The organism is Streptomyces sp. NRRL F-6676, assembly GCF_000725625.1.
GTDB lineage: Bacteria > Actinomycetota > Actinomycetes > Streptomycetales > Streptomycetaceae > Streptomyces.
Window position 1 is genome coordinate 72,231 of sequence record NZ_JOHS01000011.1, and the last position, 20,560, is coordinate 92,790.

The 20,560-nt window shown below is 73.0% G+C and carries 16 protein-coding genes, 1 pseudogene and 1 riboswitch; of the genes and pseudogenes, 7 read left to right on the plus strand and 10 right to left on the minus strand.

Annotated features, from left to right (window positions below; all coding sequences use genetic code 11):
* Position 1: 1 nt before the first annotated feature.
* Positions 2-493 carry a transglycosylase SLT domain-containing protein gene (locus IO29_RS11100; protein ID WP_030379777.1) on the minus strand — a complete coding sequence of 164 codons (492 nt, stop codon included), beginning with the start codon at positions 491-493 and terminating at the stop codon, positions 2-4.
* Positions 494-498: 5 nt separating this feature from the next.
* Positions 499-672, minus strand: a riboswitch (cyclic di-AMP (ydaO/yuaA leader).
* Between the two features lie 549 nt (positions 673-1,221).
* Here IO29_RS11100 and IO29_RS11105 point away from each other — a divergent pair.
* From IO29_RS11105 to IO29_RS11120, 4 genes are all read left to right on the plus strand, one after another.
* Complete coding sequence (locus tag IO29_RS11105; RefSeq protein ID WP_030379778.1) at positions 1,222-2,232, plus strand: polyprenyl synthetase family protein; 1,011 nt, start codon at positions 1,222-1,224, stop codon at positions 2,230-2,232.
* A gap of 340 nt (positions 2,233-2,572) precedes the next feature.
* Complete coding sequence (locus IO29_RS11110) at positions 2,573-3,871, plus strand: LolA family protein (RefSeq protein ID WP_030379779.1); 1,299 nt, start codon at positions 2,573-2,575, stop codon at positions 3,869-3,871.
* A gap of 48 nt (positions 3,872-3,919) precedes the next feature.
* Complete coding sequence (locus tag IO29_RS11115; protein ID WP_030379780.1) at positions 3,920-4,918, plus strand: ABC transporter ATP-binding protein; 999 nt, start codon at positions 3,920-3,922, stop codon at positions 4,916-4,918.
* Positions 4,905-5,822, plus strand: a complete 918-nt coding sequence (locus IO29_RS11120; RefSeq protein ID WP_030379781.1) for an ABC transporter permease — start codon at positions 4,905-4,907, stop codon at positions 5,820-5,822. Before IO29_RS11115 ends, IO29_RS11120 begins: the two co-directional genes overlap by 14 nt.
* Here IO29_RS11120 and IO29_RS11125 read toward each other — a convergent pair.
* On the minus strand, positions 5,819-6,700 hold the full coding sequence (locus IO29_RS11125; protein WP_030379782.1) for a LysR family transcriptional regulator: 882 nt from the start codon (positions 6,698-6,700) through the stop codon (positions 5,819-5,821). The genes IO29_RS11120 and IO29_RS11125 overlap by 4 nt on opposite strands.
* A gap of 178 nt (positions 6,701-6,878) precedes the next feature.
* Between IO29_RS11125 and IO29_RS11130 the strand changes: the two genes are divergently transcribed.
* Positions 6,879-7,304, plus strand: a complete 426-nt coding sequence (locus IO29_RS11130) for an ester cyclase (RefSeq protein WP_030379783.1) — start codon at positions 6,879-6,881, stop codon at positions 7,302-7,304.
* A gap of 64 nt (positions 7,305-7,368) precedes the next feature.
* Here the strand turns inward: IO29_RS11130 and IO29_RS11135 are convergent, their stop codons facing one another.
* Positions 7,369-7,938 (minus strand): DUF6668 family protein, encoded by a 570-nt coding sequence (locus IO29_RS11135; protein WP_030379784.1) that lies wholly within the window; start codon positions 7,936-7,938, stop codon positions 7,369-7,371.
* Positions 7,939-8,225: 287 nt separating this feature from the next.
* Here IO29_RS11135 and IO29_RS11140 point away from each other — a divergent pair, with 287 nt between their 5' ends.
* The gene (locus tag IO29_RS11140; protein ID WP_324608163.1) at positions 8,226-9,710 is read left to right on the plus strand and encodes a tetratricopeptide repeat protein; all 1,485 of its coding nucleotides are present in this window, start codon (positions 8,226-8,228) and stop codon (positions 9,708-9,710) included.
* 925 nt (positions 9,711-10,635) lie between these two features.
* Here IO29_RS11140 and rarD read toward each other — a convergent pair.
* Both rarD and IO29_RS11150 read right to left on the minus strand, forming a co-directional pair.
* A complete protein-coding gene (rarD, locus tag IO29_RS11145) occupies positions 10,636-11,589 on the minus strand; it encodes an EamA family transporter RarD (RefSeq protein WP_234307510.1) in 954 nt (317 codons plus the stop codon).
* A gap of 304 nt (positions 11,590-11,893) precedes the next feature.
* Positions 11,894-12,748, minus strand: coding sequence for an SDR family oxidoreductase (locus IO29_RS11150; RefSeq protein WP_030379787.1), 855 nt, complete (start codon positions 12,746-12,748; stop codon positions 11,894-11,896).
* Between the two features lie 123 nt (positions 12,749-12,871).
* Here IO29_RS11150 and IO29_RS11155 point away from each other — a divergent pair.
* Positions 12,872-13,291 (plus strand): annotated as a pseudogene (locus IO29_RS11155) (winged helix-turn-helix transcriptional regulator); the annotation flags it as partial.
* Between the two features lie 116 nt (positions 13,292-13,407).
* Here the strand turns inward: IO29_RS11155 and IO29_RS11160 are convergent.
* The 5 genes from IO29_RS11160 to IO29_RS11180 all read right to left on the minus strand — a co-directional run bounded on the left by IO29_RS11160 (position 13,408) and on the right by IO29_RS11180 (position 20,330).
* Complete coding sequence (locus IO29_RS11160) at positions 13,408-14,445, minus strand: 2-oxoacid:ferredoxin oxidoreductase subunit beta (RefSeq protein WP_234307511.1); 1,038 nt, start codon at positions 14,443-14,445, stop codon at positions 13,408-13,410.
* A 133-nt stretch (positions 14,446-14,578) separates the two neighbouring features.
* Complete coding sequence (locus IO29_RS11165) at positions 14,579-16,519, minus strand: 2-oxoacid:acceptor oxidoreductase subunit alpha (protein ID WP_030379790.1); 1,941 nt, start codon at positions 16,517-16,519, stop codon at positions 14,579-14,581.
* Positions 16,520-16,705: 186 nt separating this feature from the next.
* Positions 16,706-17,377, minus strand: coding sequence for a response regulator transcription factor (locus IO29_RS11170; protein WP_030379791.1), 672 nt, complete (start codon positions 17,375-17,377; stop codon positions 16,706-16,708).
* Between the two features lie 217 nt (positions 17,378-17,594).
* Complete coding sequence (locus IO29_RS11175; protein ID WP_030993913.1) at positions 17,595-18,977, minus strand: sensor histidine kinase; 1,383 nt, start codon at positions 18,975-18,977, stop codon at positions 17,595-17,597.
* Between the two features lie 129 nt (positions 18,978-19,106).
* Entirely contained in the window at positions 19,107-20,330 is a 1,224-nt protein-coding gene (locus IO29_RS11180; RefSeq protein WP_030382352.1) for a sensor histidine kinase, read from the minus strand.
* Between the last annotated feature and the right edge of the window lie 230 nt (positions 20,331-20,560).

The following is a 20,560-nucleotide window of genomic DNA, read 5'->3' on the forward strand; positions in this document are numbered from 1 at the left end:
CTCAGTACGCGCCGTACACGTTGTCGATCGAGCCGTAGCGCGCGGCCGCGTAGTTGCAGGACGCGGTGATGTTGGCGACCGGGTCGAACGGGTCGAGCGCGGTGCCGGGCACGTGGTAGACGAGGAAGGTGGGGTCGATGATCTGGAGCAGGCCCTTGGACGGGGTGCCCGCCGCGGCGTTGGAGTCCCAGTTGTTCACGGCGAGCGGGTTGCCCGAGGACTCGCGCATGATGTTGCGGTGGATGCCGTCGTAGCTGCCGGGGATGCCGTTCTGGGCCATGATCGCCAGGGACTGCTGGATCCAGCCGTCCAGGTTGTCGGTGTAGGCGGCCGAGGTGGTCGTGGCCGCGGTGGTGGTCGCCGCGGTCGTCGTCGTGGCGGCGGACGCCTGGGTCGCGCCGAACAGCGGCAGGGCGAGGGCGGCGGCACCGGTGCCGGCGGCGATCACGGCGCGGGTGGGCAGGCGGAAGCCGGGCAGGGCGAAGCGGGGCATGGCGGATGTCCTCTCCGTCGCCTGCGAGGTGAGCTGTCGGGTTCGGGCTGGGAGGTGCCCGGCCGGCCCGCACGCGAGCGCGCATCCGGCTTCACCCCTAGCCGGTCCGGGACTTGCCCCGGACCGGCGACTTACCTGGGTCCCCCGCTCCTGCCGTGCGAGATGGGTGAATGGGTGTTCCGGGCGGCGGCAGGACTCGGCGTTCCGTCCGGATCGGGGAGGAAGCTATGCGAGAGAACCTGTGAGGAACAAGTGACGAAAACGTGGTTCTCCCCGGTTGATCTTGTGGTGGGCGTTTTGGGCTGTTGATCCTTTGTGCGGCGTGGAGCTCAACTGGGCACCCTGGTAAGGGGAATGCGTGCTTCCGGTTGTCCGCGGCCGACGGGGGTGGCGCGTGACCCAACTCACTGGCCGGACGAGCCGGGCGTATGGTGCGGAAAGGTTCAATATTCCGCAAGTCGGCCGCGCGAGATGTCCCGGTGTCGTCCGGGTGGCGCCGACGGGATCCGCCGAGGAAGTGCCGTGGTGTGATCATGCGTGTGTCACTAAATAACTGCGCGTATCACCCGATCACGAACATGCCGTCTCTGATCCGATACGTCCCGGCCTGGAACCATGGGCGCTCGTGGTGATCGAAACATGACCGGATACGCTGACTTGAGTGAGGGCAGCGACCTATCGACAAACCGTGTAACCGTCACCAGACACCAGCAGACAGGAGACCCCTCGTGACCGTCGTCGGGCCATTCGGGCTGAGCGTGCGGGACCAGGCTCTGGAAGCCGATGTCCAGGTCGGTCTGACGGCTGTCGAGGAGGGCCTGCTCGGCGCCACCAAGAGCGAGGTCCCCTTCATCACGGAGGCCGCCCAGCACCTCGTCCGCGCGGGCGGGAAGCGGTTCCGGCCGCTGCTGGTGATGCTGGCGGCGCAGTTCGGCGACCCGTACGCGCCGGGGATCGTGCCCTCGGCGGTCGTCGTCGAGCTCACCCACCTCGCCACGCTCTACCACGACGACGTCATGGACGAGGCCGAGGTGCGGCGCGGGGTGGACAGCGCGAACACCCGCTGGGGCAACTCGGTCGCGGTCCTCACCGGCGACTTCCTCTTCTCCCGCGCCTCCCACATGCTGGCCGACCTCGGCCCCGAGGCGGTCCGCATCCAGGCGGAGGCGTTCGAACGGCTGGTCACCGGGCAGATCCTGGAGACCGCCGGGCCGCGCGACGGCCGGGACCCGGTCGACCACTACCTCGACGTGCTGGCCGGCAAGACCGGCTCGCTGGTCGCGGTGGCCTGCCGGTTCGGCGCGATGATGTCCGGCGCCGACGAGACGGTCGTGGACGTGCTGACGCAGTACGGGGAGCGGCTCGGCGTCGCCTTCCAGCTCGCCGACGACGTCCTCGACATCGCCTCCGACTCCCGCGAGTCCGGCAAGACGCCGGGCACCGACCTGCGCGAGGGCATCCCCACGCTGCCGGTGCTGCGGCTGCGCGAGCAGGCCGAGCGGCTCGGGCTGCCGGAGGACGCGGCCCTGTGCGCGCTGCTCGACTCCGACCTGAGCGACGACGCCCGGCTCACCGAGGCGCTGGAGCTGCTGCGCGGGCACCCGGCGCTCGAACAGGCGCGGCGGGACACGGTGCGGTACGCGGAGGAGGCGCGCTCCGCGCTGGCCCCGCTGCCGGACTGCGCGGCGAAGAAGGCGCTCACGGAGATGTGCGAACTCGTGGTGCACCGGGCCGGGTGACGCCGGGCCCTCGCCGCCCTCGTCGACCCCCTCTTTCCCTACGGGTGGGTGGACGCTCTCCACCCTCGCCGCCCTCGTCGACCCCGTCTTCCCCTACGGGTGGGTGGACGTTCTCCACCCTCGCGTCATACCGCAGGAGTACGCGGAGTTGGACCCGGGGGTTGACGCCTCGTCGCGGACTTTTTGGTCATATGGAGAGGACCACCTCCCCGGACTTCGGGTGACAATGGCGGCACGGGGTGGGAAGTCCCGGCTCGAGCGCGAACCGAGAGCCGAGGGGAACGCGCCGAGGGGAGCGCGAGCACGGCACGCCGCCGCCGACGACGGAGGTAAGGCACACATGGCACCGTACGGAACCGACGACATCACTCCCGGTGGGAGCCCGGGCGAGCACCCGGGCGGCAGCGCCGGCGACGCGGGCGGGGCGCGGCGCAGGGCCACGCGGTACGTCGTGCCGGTCGCGGTGGTGGGGGTGGCGGCGGCGACGATCGGGCTCGTCCCGGCGCTCGCCGACTCCGGTGACCCCCACCTGCCGAAGATCAGCGCGCAGAAGCTCCTCGAGAAGATCGCCGCGTCGGACGTGGACCAGCTCTCCGGCACGGTCAAGATCACCACCGACCTGGGCCTGCCGGACCTGGGCGGCCTGGAGAGCGGCCTGCTCTCCGGCGCCTCGCCGCAGGGTGGTGGCTCCACCGCCGACCCCTCCTCGAAGCTGACGGAGCTGGCGAGCGGCACGCACACCCTGCGCGTGGCCGTGGACGGCCCGGACAGGCACAAGCTGTCCATCGTCGAGAAGGCCGCCGAGTACAGCGTCATCCACAACGGCGACGAGGTGTGGGCGTACGACAGCGCCTCCAACCAGGCCTACCACGCCGAGGAGCCGGGCGGCGCGAAGGACGGGAAGAGCGGGAAGAACGGCGGCAAGCACCACCGCGCCGGGTCCGACGACACGTCCGTCACTCCCAAGGACCTCGCCGAGCAGGTCCTCAAGGCCGCCGACGGCACGACGTCCGTCACGGTCGACGGCACCGCCCGGGTCGCCGGCCGGGACGCCTACAAGCTGCTGGTCAAGCCGGAGAAGTCCGGTTCGACGGTGGGCGCGATCAGCATCGCGGTGGACGCGCGGACGGGGCTGCCGCTGAAGTTCACGCTCACCCCCTCCTCGGGCGGCGCGGCCGTGGTGGACGCGGGCTTCACCAAGGTGAGCTTCGACCGGCCGGCCGCCTCGACGTTCGACTTCACCCCGCCCAAGGGCACGAAGGTCACCGAGGAGGACGACGCCGCGAAGCAGGAGTCCCGCAGGGCCCCGGGCGGCGCGATGGGCGGCGCCCTGCCCGGACTCGGCGCCCTCACCAGCACGCAGGGGGCCAGGACGATCGGCGAGGGCTGGACGGCGATAGCCGAGTTCGGCGGCGACGAGAGCATGCCCTCGGACTCCTCGCACGGCTCGGATTCGGCCGACGACAGCACGGTCTCCGGCCTTCTGGGCTCCTTCGGGGACAAGGTGACGGGCAAGTTCGGCTCCGGCACGGTCTTCTCCACCCGCCTGGTCAACGCGCTGATCACCGACGACGGCAGGGTCTACGCGGGCGCGGTCACGAAGGACGCGCTGGTGAAGGCGGCCGACGCCGCCAAGTAGGAACGGGGTCCGCCCGGGCGGACCGTACGGCACGAGTGGGGGGAGCGCATGGAGCAACCGTCCACCGCGGAGGGGCAGCCGGCGGAGGCCGACGACGCGGCGGTCTCCGCCGGTGCGGGCGCGGTCATCGCTACCCGTGCGCTCACCAAGCGGTACCGCGGCGGGCAGCTCGCCGTGGACGGTCTCGACCTGACCGTCCCGGCGGGCAGCGTCTTCGGCTTCCTCGGACCCAACGGCTCCGGCAAGACGACGACGATCCGGATGCTGATGGGCCTCATCGAGCCGACCTCCGGCACGGCGCACGTGCTCGGCCGGCCCATGCCCCGCGCGGGCCGCGCCGTGCTCCCGCACGTCGGCGCGCTCATCGAGGGCCCGGCGCTGTACGGATTCCTCTCCGGGCGCGACAACCTCCTGCGGTACGACGCCGCCGACCCCACCGCCGATCCGCGCACCCGGCGGGCCCGGGTCGGGGCCGCCCTCGACCGGGTCGGGCTGACCGCGGCCGCCGGGAAGAAGGCGAGGGCGTACTCGCTCGGCATGAAGCAGCGGCTGGGCCTCGCCGCGGCCCTGCTCCAGCCGCGCCGGCTGCTCGTCCTGGACGAGCCGACCAACGGCCTCGACCCCCAGGGCATGCGCGAGATCCGCACCCTGGTCAGGGAGTTGGCCTCCGACGGCACCACCGTCTTCCTCTCCTCCCATCTGCTGGACGAGATCGAGCAGGTCTGCACCCACGTGGCCGTGATGGCCCGGGGGCGGCTCCTCACCCAGGGCCCGGTGGCCGAGCTGGCGGCGGGCGCGCGGGGACGGCTGCTGGTGACCACCCCGGACCCGGCGGACGCGGCCCGGGTACTGAAGGAACAGGGCGTGGACGACGTCGTACTGGCCGAGGACCGGGTCACCGGGGAGCCGCCGGAGGGCGAACTCGCCGACCTCAACGCCGCCTTGGTGGCGGCCGGAGTGCGCGTGCGGGGCTTCGCCGTGGAACGGGCCTCGCTGGAGGACGCGTTCGTGGCACTGACGGGGGAGGGCTTCGATGTCGCGGGCTGAGACGACGGACCCGGCGGCGCCGGAGGCCGCGCCGGTACGGGGTGCCGCCGTCTCCGCTCCGATGGGGCGGCCGAGCCCGCTGTGGTCCCTCGGGCTGTTCCGCAGCGAGCTGGGCATCACCTTCCGCCGCTGGCGCACGCGCGCCCTGCTGGGTGTGCTGGTCGCGGTGCCGGTGCTCGTCGGGGTCGCCGTGAAGATCGAGACGAGCGACGGCTCCGGCACGGGCGGGGGCGGCCCGGCGTTCCTCGCGCAGATCACCAACAACGGCCTGTTCCTGGTCTTCACCGCGCTCGCCGCGACGCTCCCCTTCTTCCTGCCGATGGCCGTCGGCGTCGTCGCGGGCGACGCCCTCGCCGGCGAGGCGAACGCCGGCACCCTGCGCTACCTCCTGGTCGCCCCGGCCGGCCGCACCCGGCTGCTGCTCACCAAGTACGCGACGGTCCTGGCGTTCTGCCTGGCCGCCACCCTGGTCGTGGCCCTCTCGGCGCTCGCGGTCGGCGCGCTGCTGTTCCCGCTGGGCGAGCTGACCACCATCTCCGGCACCCGGATAAGTTTCGGCGACGGACTCGTGCGGGCACTGCTCATCGCACTTTTCGTCGCCGCCTCACTGATCGGTGTGGCCGCCCTCGGCCTGTTCGTCTCCACCCTCACCAACAGCGGCATCGCGGCGATGGCGACGACGGTCGGGCTGCTGATCACCGTGCAGATCCTCGACCAGATACCCCAGCTCCACGCGATACAGCCGTACCTCTTCTCCCACTACTGGCTGTCCTTCGCGGACCTGATGCGGGACCCCGTCTACTGGGACGACCTCCTCCACAACCTCGGCCTCCAGGCCCTCTACGGCGCGGTCTTCGGCTCGGCCGCCTGGGCCCGCTTCACGGCGAAGGACATCACGGCCTAGCTGTGCTGTCCCGGGACGTCGGTGACACGCGGGCCGGGTTTCGGGGCGGCCGGGTGGGTCGCGGCGACGGCCACGGCCGTGTAGAGGAGGGCGGCGAGGTGCCGGTCGCTCCGGTCCGCGAGCCAGGCGGCGAGGAGCGTGGTGCGGCGGTTCTCGACGGGCACGCTGATCAGGCCGTGGCCGAGCCGGCGCGCGACCGGCTCCGGCAGCAGGGCGATCATGCGGCCCAGGGCGATCAGCTCGGCGATCTGACCGGTGTCCGTGATGAGCGGCCCCGTGCCGGGCGACCGTGCGGACCACCGCGGGAAGACCTCGCCGACGAGATCGGACATGCGCAGGGAGGAGGCGTCGGAGAGCCGGTGGGTGCGGGGGAGGACAGCCACCTCGCGCTCGGTCAGCAGTTCCTCGGTGTCCAGGCCGGCGAGGTCGTCCCTGGGCAGCCGCAGCAGGGCGAGGTCGGCCGTGCCGTCGCGCAGCAGTGTCGTCTCCTCGCCGATCCCGCAGAGGAGCACCTCGACGTCGACGGCGTCGGGGGAGCCGGCGAAACGGTCGAGGACGGAGGGCAGCAGTCCGCCGTCGCCGCCCGGCTTCAGCGCGACGGTGAGGCGGCGGGAGCCGTGTCCGGCCCGCCGGGCCGCGTTCTCCGCCGCGGTCAGGGCGGCGAGGGCCCGGCGTCCCTCGTCGAGAAGGGCCGCGCCGGGGCGGGTCAGGAGGACGTGACGGCTGGTGCGGTCCAGCAGGCGGACGCCGAGCCGGTGTTCGAGCCGCTGCATCGCGCGGGACAGCGAGGGCTGGGAGATGCCGAGCCGGTCGGCGGCACGGCTGAAGTTCCGTTCCTCGGCCACCGCGACGAAGTAGGCCAGCTCGCGCGAATCCATACCTCGAGGGTATGGGAGCGAGGTCTCAGGGGTGTTGGTCGTGCCTCGGCGGACTGGTTGAGTCGGAGGCGTCAACCGGATGGTCCGCGCCGCGCCTCCGCCGCCGAGACGGCCGCGGGTGAAGGACGCGGGTGACGGACGCGGGCCGAGCAGCCACGGATTCCAGGAGTACCGGCACATGGACAAGGACGAGCGCAACACCGGGCGCATGCGCCGCTTCGTCGAAGAGGTGCAGAACGGGGCACGTCTCGAACTCATCGACGAACTCATCAGTCCGTCCTTCCGCAATCACAGCGCGGAGCCCGGGCAGGGCGACGACCGGGAGGGTGTCCGCACCGCGGTCACGCGGCTGCACGCGGCCTTCTCGGACTTCCGTGTCGAGGTGAGGAGTTGCGTCGGCGAGGGGGACCTGGTGGCGACGCACAAGGTGTTCCGCGGGCGTCACACCGGTGAATGGTCCGGCATCGCGCCCTCGGGCAGACCGTTCGCGTTCGAGGTGATGGACCTCGTCCGGTACCGGGACGGACAGCAGGTCGAGCACTGGTCGGTCGCGGACGCGCTGGGGTTCCTGCGGCAGACCGGGGCATTTCCGGAGCACCCCTGAGCAGCGCACCCCTGGGCAGCTCCCCCCGCTCACGGCCTTCCACCGGCCGTGGGGGTGCGGCCGGTCAGCGGGGGGTGGTGAGCGGGCCGTTGTGGCCGGTGAGGCGGGCGAGGGGGTCGCATTCGCGTGGCGGGCGGCCGGTCAGGTCGTTGGTGCGCCAGGCCGTCACCCACGGCACGCGGTAGACGTCGATCACCGCGTCGATCGCTTTGACCCGCTGGGCGAGCGGGCGCGGGAGCCGGCCCGGCGCGTCGGCGACGAGGACGACGGCGTCGAGGTCGAGACCGGGCGGGGCGTCGCCGCGGCGGAAGATGTCGAGGGTGTTCGTCACGGCGTCCAGCCCCGTGGCGTGCGTACGGCCGACGAGGAGGACGGAGGGGGGTTCGCCGTGGTCGGGGCGGGGCCAGGCGCGGCCGGTGTCGTGACCGCCGAAGACCGCGGCGAGCGTGGTGGTACCGGCTCCGCCGTGCGTCGCCACCCAGCTGAACCGCCGGGGGCCGGCCGTCGCGGGCGGCACGCCGGGCCGCTGCGGGGACGCGGCGGTCACCGGCCCGCGCAGCCAGATGTCCGGCCCGCCGGGTGCCTGCCCGGTGGCTCCCGGACCGCCGGGTCCCTGCCCTGCGTTGGGCTGCATCGACTGCCTCCTCCTCGTCGGGCCGGTGGATCCGCACGGCGGTGCGGGGCGCCCGGAATCGGGCACGAGTTCTTGGGACGAAAATGTCACGTCCCGGTGACGCCAGGCACGGAAAACAAGCGCGAGACTCAACACCGTACGCGAATGAGGATCTTGGAGCCGAGGGAGCGTACGGTTCCCGGCAGTCTTCACGATCCCCCTCCCGCTCCGCCGCCGAACGACCCGAGTGAGGAACGATGTCTCGACTCCACCGCGAACACAAGCGGAGCCGCTCCACAGCGGGGGCCGTGTCCACGGGGCGCAACGGCGCCGCGGTGACCCCGATCGAGGTCCGGGTGCCGACGCAGCGGGAGCCGGTGCCGGGCGGGGGCGCGACGGTCGGCGGCATGCCGGTCGTCGCGGGTACGGGGGAGTCGGTCCAGGAGGCCGTCCTCAACCATCTGCACCGCCTCACCCTCGCCACCGGGCATCCCGTTCTGGCGACGGTCCACGACGAACGCATCGGGTACGTGATCCCGCTGCGGATCCACGTGGACGGTTCGAGCACGTACGCGGGTCAGCCGGAGCGGTTCGCGGCCGTGGTGCCGGCGCCCGCCCCGGCGTCTGCGCCCGCCCCGGCGCCGGTGACCGCGCCGGGACCCCGGCGCGACAAGGCGACGCACGCGCTGCGGGCGGTGGAGGAACGGGCGGTGCGGGATCGGGCGGCGAGTGCGCCGGCCGCCGCGGCGGCGCCCGCGATCGCGCCCGCGATCGCGCCCGCCGAACCGGCGGTGGCGGCCCAGGGGCCGGCCGACGGCGCGCGGCAGGACGAGGACGGGCGCGCCGAGGAGGCCCGGTCGGAGGCGGCGTCCGCCGGGCACACCGTGGCGACCTTCATGCTGCGGGCGGTCCCCGAGCAGGCGCCGCTGATCACGACCACCGCCTCGGGGCTCGCCCAGGACCTGTCCGCGGGGCCCGTCGCCCCCGCGAGCAGCCCGCAGCCCCCGGTGCCGGGCACGGTTCAGCCCCCGCGGGGGGAGTTCGGTCCCCCACCGGTCACGTCGGCCCCGAACCCGGCTCCTGCTCCGGCTCCGGCTCCGGCTCCGGAGCCGACCTCGGCTGCCGCGCCGGCTGCCCCCGCGCCGAAGCCCGCTCCCGTCACCCCCGACCCCGCATCCGACCCGGAGTTCTCCGCCCCGGCCTGGAAGCCCACCCCCGCGCCGCGCACCGTCCCCGTGGAGGAGGTCAAGGAACCGCCCGTGCGGGAGTTCGACTCCGTCGTCGACGTGGTGCTGGAGCCCGATCCCGGAAACCCGCCGAGCGCCTCCGACGGGCCGTTCGCGGCCCCCATGGCGCGGATCGGCGAGGCGGTGCGGCAGGGCCGTGTCGACGAGGCGGCGGCGCTCGCCGAGGAGACGGTCGCGGAGGCCACGGAGACGCACGGCACCGAGCACCCGGAGGTGCTGCGGCTGCGCGAACTCACCGCGTACATCGCCTATCTGGCCGGGGACCCGCTCCGCTCGTTCCACCTCTCCCTCGACCTCGCCCGGCTCCACCACCGCCTGCACGACGCACGCGCCGCGTACGGCAACGTGCAGAGCGCGGCCGCCGCCTGGCGCGCGGTGCGCGACCCGCTCCAGGGACTGCACCTGGGCCGCGACCTGATCGGCACGTGGACCGAACTCGCCGCGCACGAGGGCCCCGCCGCCGACGACCTGGAGCAGCTCGAGTCGGCCCGCAACCGCATGACCCGCCTCGCCGAACGCGCCCGCGCGCTCGACGAGGAGCGCTAGCCGGAGCGCGACGCCCCGGCTCGTGCGGCGAGTGCCGCCCGCTGGGTTGCCGTTCCGGCGAGCGGGGTGAGGCCCGGCGCCCCCGGGCGCGGCGGGCTGGAGGCTGGGAGGTTGCCCGGCCGCTGGCTCGTGCGGCGGAAGACTCGCGCTGGGCTGCCGTTCCGGCGTGCTGGGTGGGGCCCGGCGTCCCCGGGTGCGGCGGGCCGGAGGCCGGGAGGCTGCCCGCTCCCATCTCGTGCGGCGGAAGCCTCGCGCTGGGCCGCCGTTCCGGCGCGCGGGGTGAGACCCGGCGCCCCTGGGCGCGACGGTTGGAGGCTGGGAGGTTGCCCGGCCGCTGGCTCGTGCGGCGGAAGCCTCGGCGTCAGGCGGTCCTTCCGGCGCGCTGGGTGAGATGCGGCGTTCCTGGGTGCGGCGGGCCGGAGGCCGGGAGGCTGCCCGCTCCCGGCTCGTGCGCCGGAAACCTTGCGTCGGGCCGCGGCTCCCGCGCGCTGGGTGAGACCCGGCGTTCCTGGGTGTGGCGGGTCGCAGGCTGGGAGGTTGCCCGGCTCCCGGATCGTGGGGCGGAAACCTCGCGCCGAGCCGCGGCTCCCGCGCGCTGGGTGAGAAGCGGTGGGCCGGGTGCGGCGTGCCCGGGCTGGGAGGTCGTCCCGGGGCCGGAAAAGCAACCCGTACCGGGAAAGCAACCCGTACCGGGAAAGCAACCCGGACCGGGAGGCCGCCCCGGACCGGGAGGCCGCCCCGGATCGGGAGGCCGCCCCGGGCCGGGAGTCCGGCCCGGAGCCGCCTCCCGCCGTAAGCCTCTCGTCGGAAGCCGTTCGCCCGGAAGCCGTTCGCCGGAAGCCGCCCGGCGGAGCCGTGGCCGGCGGTGTCGCTGCCGTTCGCCTTCGCTTCGCCTTCGCTTCGCCTTCGCTTCGCCTCGCCGCGCTCAGCGGCTCGGGGCTCCCTCGGCGTCCTCCGGGTGGGTCGCGGGCTCCGCCCGGAGGGCCGGCTCCGGGGACCCGGGGGCCGTGGGACCGCCGGAGGCAACCCGTGTCGCCCGGTGCCGCAGGGCCGTTCGGCGGGCCGTGCGCAGCGCGTCCCAGGTCAGGACGACCAGGGCCACCCAGACCAGGGCGAACCCCGCCCACCGCTCCGGCGGCATCTCCTCGTGGAAGTAGAGGATGCCCAGCAGGAACTGGAAGACCGGCGTCAGGTACTGCAACAGCCCCAGCGTCGACAGCGGCACGCGGATCGCGGCGGCGCCGAAGCACACCAGCGGCAGCGCGGTCACCAGACCGGCCGCGGCGAGCAGCGCGGCGTGCCCGGGGCCGTGCGAGACGAACGTCGAACCGCCGTGCGCGCCCAGCCACACCAGGTAGGCGAGCGCCGGCAGGAACTGCACGGCGGTCTCCGCGGCCAGCGACTCGATGCCGCCGAGGTTGACCTTCTTCTTCACCAGCCCGTACGTGGCGAACGAGAAGGCGAGGCAGAGCGAGATCCACGGCGGCCGGCCGTAGCCGACGGTGAGGACGACCACCGCGAGGACGCCCGTCCCGACCGCCGCCCACTGCGCGGGCCGCAGCCGCTCCTTCAGCAGCAGCACGCCCATCGCGATGGTGACCAGCGGGTTGATGAAGTAGCCGAGCGAGGCCTCGACGACGTGCCCGGAGTTCACCGCCCAGATGTAGACGCCCCAGTTGACGGTGATGACGGCGGCGGCGACCGTGACGAGACCCAGCCGCTTCGGCGACCGCAGCAGCTCGCCCGCCCACGCCCAGCGGCGCAGCACGAGCAGCGCCACCCCGACGATCCCGAGCGACCAGACCATGCGGTGGGCGAGGATCTCCACCGCGCCGGCCGGCTTCAGCAGCGGCCAGAACAGGGGGACGAGGCCCCACATGCCGTACGCGGCGAAGCCGTTGAGGAGGCCCGCGCGCGATTCGCCGCCGGCCCCCGTCGATCCCTTGGTCGCCTGCCCGGCCACCGGCGCCTCCTCTCGCGCGCTGCTCCGCACGACTGTTCGGTACGGCCGCCTCGTACGACCCTTTCGCAAGGTAACGCCGGAAACCCCCGCCTGTCATGCCCGTATCGGCATACGGTCATGACAGGCGGGGGTCTCCCCGGAAGCAGCGGAGGTCACCGCGGAACCGTCGGCGTCGGAGGCCGTCCCCGAACCGTCGGAGGACACCTCACGGCGCCGCGGTTCAGCCCTTGAGCGCCACCGCGATCGCGTCGGCCAGCGGCGTGGTCGGACGGCCGGCCAGCCGGGACAGATCGCCGGTCGAGACCACCAGCTCGCCCTTGGCGATGGCGGCGTCCACCCCCGCCAGCATCACGGCGAAGGGCTCGGGGACCCCGGCGCCGGTCAGGATGCCCGTGTACTCCTCGGTGGAGACGGGGGTGTAGCGGATCTCCTTGCCGGTCTGCCGGCCCACCTCGGCCGCGAACTCGGCGAAGCCCCACGCCTCGTCGCCGCCCAGCTCGTACGTCTTGTTCTCGTGGCCCTCGCCGGTCAGCACCGCCACCGCGGCGGCCGCGTAGTCGGCGCGCGAGGCCGAGGAGAGCCGGCCGTCGCCCGCCGCCTGGACGACCGCGCCGTGCTCCAGGACGGGGGCGAGCTGCTCGGTGTAGTTCTCGTGGTACCAGCCGTTGCGCAGCAGCGCGTACGGCACACCGGAGGTCAGCAGCACCTGCTCGGTGGCCCGGTGGTCGTCGGCGAGCGAGGCCTTCAGGCTGTCCGGGGCGCTGGTGTAGGCGAGCAGGGCGACCCCGGCGGCGCGGGCGGCCTCGATGACGACCGTGTGCTGCTGGACCCGGCCCTTGGCGAACTCGTTGCCGGAGATCAGCAGCACCTTGTCGCCGGCCGAGAACAGGCCGTCGAAGGTCTCGGGCGCGTTGTAGTCGGCGACGGCCAGGCGTACGCCGCGCGCCGCCAGGTCGGCGGCCCGGGACTCGTCGCGCACGACGGCGGTGACCTGGTCTGCCGGAACCTTCTCCAGCAGCTGCTCCACGACGTGCCGGCCGAGGTGTCCGGTGGCTCCGGTGACGACGATGCTCATGGTGGGGTGCTCTCCTGTGGGGTGTGCGGGTCTTCGCTGGCACCACTCACCCTAGGAGCTGCACTAACCAAAAGACAGTACCCACTTTGAAGTAAGGTACTGGTGTCGGGGTACGGTTGCGGTATGGCAGCGAGCAGGGCAACGGGCGGAACGCACAGGGTGGATGCCGTGGGTGAGGCGATGTGCCCCCACCGCCTCGTCCTGGAACACGTGACCAGTCGCTGGGCCGTCCTCGTGCTCACCGCGCTGCTGGACCGCCCCTACCGCTTCGGCGAGCTGCGCCGCGAGGTGAACGGGGCCGGCGGCCGGGCCGTCAGCGAGAAGATGCTCGCGCAGACGTTGCAGACCCTGGAGCGCGACGGCCTGGTCCACCGGGACGCCAAGCCGGTGATCCCGCCCCGCGTCGACTACTGGCTGACGGACCTGGGCCGCGAGGCGGCGGAGCAGGTACGCGCGCTCGCCCTGTGGTCGAAGCGGCGCATGGACGACGTACAACGCGCCCGCACCACGTACGACGAGGCGCGCGCGGCGCACGACAAGGCGCGCGACGAGCCGCCCGCCGTCCCGTCCGACGAGACCCGAGCCGCACACGACGAAGCCCGGGCCGCGATCGCGGCCCGGGCCTCCTGAGGCAAGTACCGGAAAGGCCGGCGGCCGGCTCAGCCGACCACCGTCCATGTGTCGCCGCCGGCCAGCAGCGCCGCCAGGTCGCCCTTGCCGTGCTGCTCGACGGCCGTGTCGAGCTGCTCGGCCATGAGCGTGTCGTAGACCGGGCGGTCCACCGAGCGGAACACCCCGATCGGGGTCCGGTGCAGCGTCTCCGGGTCGGCGAGCCGCGACAGCGCGAACGCCGTCGTCGGCGAGGCGGAGTGCGCGTCGTGCACCAGCACCCGCGACTCGTTCTCCGGCGTCACCTCGACCACGTGCAGATCCCCGGTCGCGGGATCCCGTACGACACCCTTGCCGCCTCCCCCACTCTCGGCTTCGCTCGAGCGGGAGGTGCCCCCACCCCCGAACCGGATCGGCTGCCCGTGCTCCAGCCGGATCACGGCCTCCTCGGCCTGCTGCTTGTCCTTCAGCGGCTCGAACGCGCCGTCGTTGAAGATGTTGCAGTTCTGGTAGATCTCCACCAGCGCGGTGCCCGGGTGGGCGGCCGCCTGGCGCAGCACCTCGGTGAGGTGCTTGCGGTCGGAGTCCACCGTGCGGGCGACGAAGGACGCCTCCGCGCCGAGCGCGAGCGAGACCGGGTTGAAGGGCACGTCGAGCGAGCCCATCGGCGTCGACTTGGTGATCTTGCCGATCTCGGAGGTCGGCGAGTACTGGCCCTTGGTGAGCCCGTAGATCCGGTTGTTGAACAGCAGGATCTTGAGGTTCACATTGCGGCGCAGCGCGTGGATGAGGTGGTTGCCGCCGATGGACAGGGCGTCGCCGTCACCGGTGACGACCCACACCGACAGGTCCCGCCGCGAGGTCGCGAGCCCGGTGGCGATGGCCGGGGCGCGGCCGTGGATCGAGTGCATCCCGTAGGTGTTCATGTAGTACGGGAAACGGGAGGAGCAGCCGATGCCGGAGACGAAGACGATGTTCTCCTTCGCCACGCCCAGCTCCGGCATGAAGCCCTGCACGGCGGCGAGGATCGCGTAGTCCCCGCACCCCGGGCACCAGCGGACCTCCTGGTCGGACTTGAAGTCCTTCATCGACTGCTTGGCGGCGGCCTTCGGCACCAGGGACAGCGCCTCGAACGCCCCACCCGCGGAACCGCCCGCGGCCCCGCTCACGGAACCACCCGCGGCCCCGCCCCCCGGCCTGGCGGTGCTCTCCGTCGTCGTCTCAGCCATCGATGGCCTCCTTCAGAGCCGTGGCGAGCTGTTCGGCCTTGAACGGCATGCCGTTGACCTGGTTGTACGAGTGGGCGTCCACCAGGTACTTCGCCCGGATCAGGGTGGCGAGCTGGCCGAGGTTCATCTCGGGGATCACCACCTTGTCGTACGCCCCGAGCACCGCGCCCAGGTTTTTCGGGAAGGGGTTGAGGTGGCGCAGATGGGCCTGGGCGATGTGCTCGCCGGCCATGCGCAGCCGCCGTACCGCCGCCGTGATCGGCCCGTACGTCGAGCCCCAGCCGAGCACCAGGGTGCGGGCGGCGCCGCTCGGGTCGTCCACCTCCAGGTCGGCGACCTCGACGCCGTCGACCTTGGCCTGCCGGGTGCGGACCATGAAGTCGTGGTTGGCCGGGTCGTAGGAGATGTTGCCGGTGCCGTCCTGCTTCTCGATGCCGCCGATGCGGTGTTCGAGGCCGGGCGTGCCGGGGACGGCCCAGGGACGGGCGAGGGTCTCCGGGTCGCGCTTGTACGGCCAGAACGCCTCGGTGCCGTCGTCCAGGGTGTGGTTGGGGCCCTGCGCGAACCGCACCCGCAGGTCGGGCAGCTCGTCGGGCTCCGGGATGCGCCACGGCTCGGAGCCGTTGGCGAGGTAGCCGTCGGAGAGCAGGAAGACCGGGGTGCGGTAGGTCAGCGCGATGCGGGCCGCCTCCAGGGCCGCGTCGAAGCAGTCGGCCGGGGTGCACGGGGCGACGACGGGGACCGGTGCCTCGCCGTTGCGGCCGTACATCGCCTGCAACAGGTCCGCCTGCTCGGTCTTGGTGGGCAGACCGGTGGAGGGGCCGCCGCGCTGGATGTCGACGATCAGCAGCGGCAGTTCCAGTGAGACGGCGAGCCCGATCGTCTCCGACTTCAGCGCCACACCCGGACCGGAGGTCGTGGTCACGGCGAGCGAGCCGCCGAAGGCCGCGCCCAGCGCCGCGCCGATGCCCGCGATCTCGTCCTCGGCCTGGAAGGTGCGCACGCCGAAGTTCTTGTGCTTGCTGAGCTCGTGCAGGATGTCGGAGGCCGGGGTGATCGGGTACGAGCCCAGGTACAGCGGCAGATCCGCCTGGCGCGAGGCGGCGACCAGGCCGTAGGACAGGGCGAGGTTGCCGGAGATGTTCCGGTAGGTGCCGGTCGGGAACGCGGCCGCGGCCGGGGCCACCTCGTAGGAGACGGCGAAGTCCTCCGTCGTCTCGCCGAAGTTCCAGCCCGCGCGGAACGCGGCGATGTTCGCCGCCGCGATGTCCGGCTTCTTGGCGAACTTCGTCCGCAGGAACTTCTCCGTGCCCTCGGTCGGCCGGTGGTACATCCACGACAGCAGGCCCAGCGCGAACATGTTCTTGCTGCGCTCGGCCTCCTTGCGGCTGAGGCCGAACTCCTTGAGCGCCTCCACGGTGAGCGTGGTCAGCGGCACCGGGTGGATCTGGTAGCCGTCCAGCGAGCCGTCCTCCAGCGGGGAGACGGCGTAGCCGACCTTCTGCATCGCGCGCTTGGTGAACTCGTCCGTGTTGACGATGATCTCCGCGCCGCGCGGCAGGTCGCCCACGTTCGCCTTCAGCGCCGCCGGGTTCATCGCCACCAGGACGTTCGGCGCGTCGCCCGGGGTGAGGATGTCGTGGTCGGCGAAGTGCAGCTGGAACGACGAGACGCCCGGCAGGGTCCCTGCGGGGGCGCGGATCTCGGCGGGGAAGTTCGGCAGGGTCGACAGGTCGTTGCCGAACGAAGCGGTCTCGGAGGTGAAGCGGTCGCCGGTGAGCTGCATGCCGTCACCGGAGTCGCCCGCGAACCGGATGATCACCCGGTCGAGCCGGCGGACGTCCTTGGTGCCCGCCGGTTTGCGCTGTCCTCCCACGAGGGCCCCGTCGGCCCCGTCGGCCTGTTCCGTTGTGCTGCTGACCTTGCTGGTCACTGAACTGGACCTCCCTCGAGGCGGCTGGCCGGGAGCGGTCGTCCCGCCGACCTTTCCGGCACAACCCTACGTCGGTAAGGGTGGCCTTCCCTCGACCGTTCGCATGATGGACGGGGAAATGAGACCGCATGGCCTCGTGCACACCACCCTTGTTGACAAATTGTCAACGGCGAATGCCCGCGCAGTCTAGGAATTCAAATAGGTCAGCACGGCCAGGACGCGACGGTGATCCCCGTCACTCGGGGACAGCCCCAGCTTCAGGAAGATGTTGCTGACGTGCTTCTCGACGGCGCCGTCGCTCACCACCAGCTGCCGCGCGACCGCGGAGTTGGTCCGCCCCTCCGCCATCAGCCCCAGCACCTCCCGCTCCCTCGGGGTGAGCCCCGCGAGCACGTCCTGCTTGCGGCTGCGGCCCAGCAACTGCGCGACCACCTCGGGGTCCAGGGCGGTACCGCCGCGCGCCACCCGGACCACGGCGTCCACGAACTCGCGGACCTCGGCGACGCGGTCCTTGAGCAGATAGCCGACGCCCCGGCTGGAATCGGCCAGCAGTTCGGTGGCGTAACGCTCCTCGACGTACTGCGACAGCACCAGGACGCCGAGCCCGGGGTGCCTGCGCCGCAGCTCGACGGCGGCGCGCACACCCTCGTCGGTGTGGGTGGGCGGCATCCGCACATCGGCGACGACGACGTCCGGCAGCGCTCCGTCGGCGGACAGCTCGGTGATCGTCTTGATCAGCGCGTCCCCGTCGCCGACCCCGGCGACGACGTCGTGCCCCCGGTCGGTGAGCAGCCGGGTCAGCCCTTCCCGCAACAACACGGAATCCTCCGCGATCACGACCCGCACCCTGTCCTCCACGACGATGTACCCCCTGTGCTGCCTGTGCTGTGGACAGCACAAGCATCGCAGGGGTCGGGGGCGCGCGGGGGCGCCCCGTCAGGGGCGCGGGAAACCGCGCGAGCGACCACCCGCCCACCCGCACGCCCGGGGCCGAAGGGGCGGAGCCCCGACAGGACGGGAAGGGTAAAGGCGGCGGGGGCGAGAAAAACCATCCCGCCCCCGCAGGGGGGAACCCTCAAGCCCGCCAGGGCAACTCCGCCGTCACCCTCGTGGGCCCGCCCACGGGGGAGTCCACCACCAGGATCCCGTCGACCGCGTCCAGCCGCTCCGCCAGCCCCGCGAGCCCCGACCCCGCCCCCGCGTCGGCCCCGCCCACCCCGTCGTCCTCCACCTGCACCATCAACCGGTCCGCCACCCGCCACACATCCACGACCGCCCGCCGGGCCCCACTGTGCTTGCTGACGTTCTGCAACAGCTCGCACACCGTGAAGTACGCGATCCCCTCGATCGCCGGCGCCGGCCGCGCCGGCAGCTCGACCTCCACCCGCACCGGCACCGTGCACCGCGACGCCACCGCCGACAGCGCCGCGTCGAGCCCCCGGTCGGTCAGCACCGCCGGGTGGATGCCGCGCGCCAGGTCCCGCAGCTCCTGCAACGCCGTCTTCACCTCGCCGTGCGCCTCCTCCACCATCCGCGCCGCCGCCCGCGGATCCTCGGTGACCTTCTCCTTCGCCAGCCCCAGGTCCATCGCCAGCGCCACCAGCCGCGCCTGCGCCCCGTCGTGCAGATCGCGCTCGATCCGCCGCAGGTCCGCCGCCGCCGCGTCCACGACGACCCCCCGGTCCGACTCCAGCTCCACCACCCGCGCCGACAGTCGCGAGGGCCCGAGCAGCCCGTGCACCAGCACCCGGTCGACGGTGGTCAGCCCGCGCACGATCCACGGCGTGGCCATCGTGGACAACAGCCCCACCAGCGCCGTCACCGTGATCTCGAACGGGTTGTCGAGGTAGATGCGGTGCGACTCGTCGCCGAACAGCTGGATACCGCCCTGGCCGGCCCACATCGGGAAGACCCAGAACCACAGCGGATACGTCAGCATCGCCCAGCCGTACGCCCAGAAGCTCAGCGCGACGGCGAACGCGAACACCGCCCACGGCAGGTGCAGCAGCGCGTACAGCAGATGCCGCCACGAGGAGCCGCTGCGGAACATCGCCCCCGTCCAGGCCAGCACCCCCCGCTCCCGGGGCCGCAACGGTTCCGGCTCGCCCACGTCGAGGCCCAGCAGGGCCCGCGCCCGCGCCCGCTCCAGCGTGCCGAAGCCGCGACAGGTGGCGAGCGTCGCCGCGAGCAGCGGGACGCCGACGAAGGTGACCAGCAGACCGGCCCCGAGCGACACCATCGTCACGGCCAGCGTGAACATGATGATGCTGAGCGGGAGGCTGAGCATGAGGTACGAGAACTCGCGCAGGCTCCGCCCCTCGAACGGCGCCCGCAGCCCGGCCGGCAGCCGGTGCCGCCGCTCCCGCTCACCGGAGCCCTGCCCGTACCCGGCCCCGTACCCCTGTCCGGGGCCCTGCTCGTACCCCGCCCCGTAGCCCTGCCCGTACTGCGTGGCCATCGCCGCCGTCCGTTCGTGTCGTCGTCGCTCCGTCACTGTGCACAAGCCTCCGCGTCCGGGGGCCGTACGGCCATGGAGCGGGTCGGCGTCCCGATGCGGGGGTTTTCCCCACCTCCGGGCGCCCGCGGGTCACTTCGGGCGCGTCCCGGGACCCCGACCCGCCCCCTGCCGGTGGCCGTCCCGGTCCCACCACGGCAGTTCCGCGGTGACCGTCGTCGGGCCGCCCTCGGGCGAGTCGACGACGAACAGTCCGTCGACCGCGCCGAGCCGGTCCGCGAGCCCCGCCATCCCCGTACCGCCGTCCAGCCGCGCCCCGCCCCGGCCGTCGTCCCACACCTGGATCAGCAGCCGGTTCTCGCTCCGCCACACGTCGACCGCCGCCGACCGCGCCCCGCTGTGCTTGCTGATGTTCTGGAGCAGCTCGGAGACGGTGAAGTAGGCGATGCCCTCGATCGCGGCCGCCGGCCGGACCGCCAGCTCGACGGCGACCTTCACCGGCACCGTGCAGCGCGAGGCGACCGAGGACAGCGCCGCGTCCAGCCCCCGGTCGGTCAGGACCGCCGGGTGGATGCCGCGCGCCAGGTCCCGCAACTCCTGGAGGGCCAGCTTCACCTCGCCGTGCGCCTCGTCGACCATCGCCGCGGCCGCGTCCGGGTCCTCCAGCAGCTTCTCCTTGGCCAGACCGAGCCCCATCGCCAGATTGACCAGCCGGGCCTGCGCCCCGTCGTGCAGATCGCGCTCGATCCGCCGCAGGTCCGCCGCCGCGGTGTCCACCACGAACCCGCGGTCGGACTCCAGTTCGTGGATCCGCCGCTCCAGCTCGTCGGAGGGGGAGAGCAGCGCGCGCACCATCACCCGGTCCACATGGGTCAGCCCACGGGTGAGGAACGGCAGCACGGGCCACAGCAGGAACAGCGACACCAACGTCACGGCGAAGGTGAAGATCCCCCACGGCAGCCGTATGACGTCGTACAGCACCGTCCGCCAGCCCACCGGGTCCGTCAGGGCCAGCCGCAGCCGACGGCTCCAGCGGCCCCCCGCCAGCACGGGCAGCGGCGTCGGCTCCGCCACCCGCACGCCGAGCAGCGCCCGCGCCCTGGCCCGCTCCACCCGGCCGAGCTGCCGGGCACCGCCCAGCCCGAGGGCCAGCAGCGGGAACCCGATCACGGTCACCGCCAGCCCCGACCCCACGGTGACCAGCGTCACCGAGTAGACGAAGCCGACGAGGGCCATCGGCAGGTTCCCCAGCAGATGCGCGATCTCCCGCCAGGTCCGCCCGGTGAGGGCGAGGCGCGGGGGCGGCAGCCGCGCGCCGTCCGCGGCGGGCCCGGCTGTTGTCAGGTGTTCCGTCATGCCGTCAGCGTGCCGGTCGGGCGGCGGGAACGCCATGAGGAGGGCCGCCTCGGACGACCGGGGGAAAACCCCACCACGGCGGGACGCCCCCGGTCTCCCGGCCGTGCGCCGGCGCGCGCGGAGGGTACCCCGCATCTCAAGGTGTGACGGGCTGCTTACCGTCTCTTTAGCAGGGCCTAGACTCCCGTGCGTACGGATCGCCGGACTCACGGGAGTCCGCGAGGTGCACA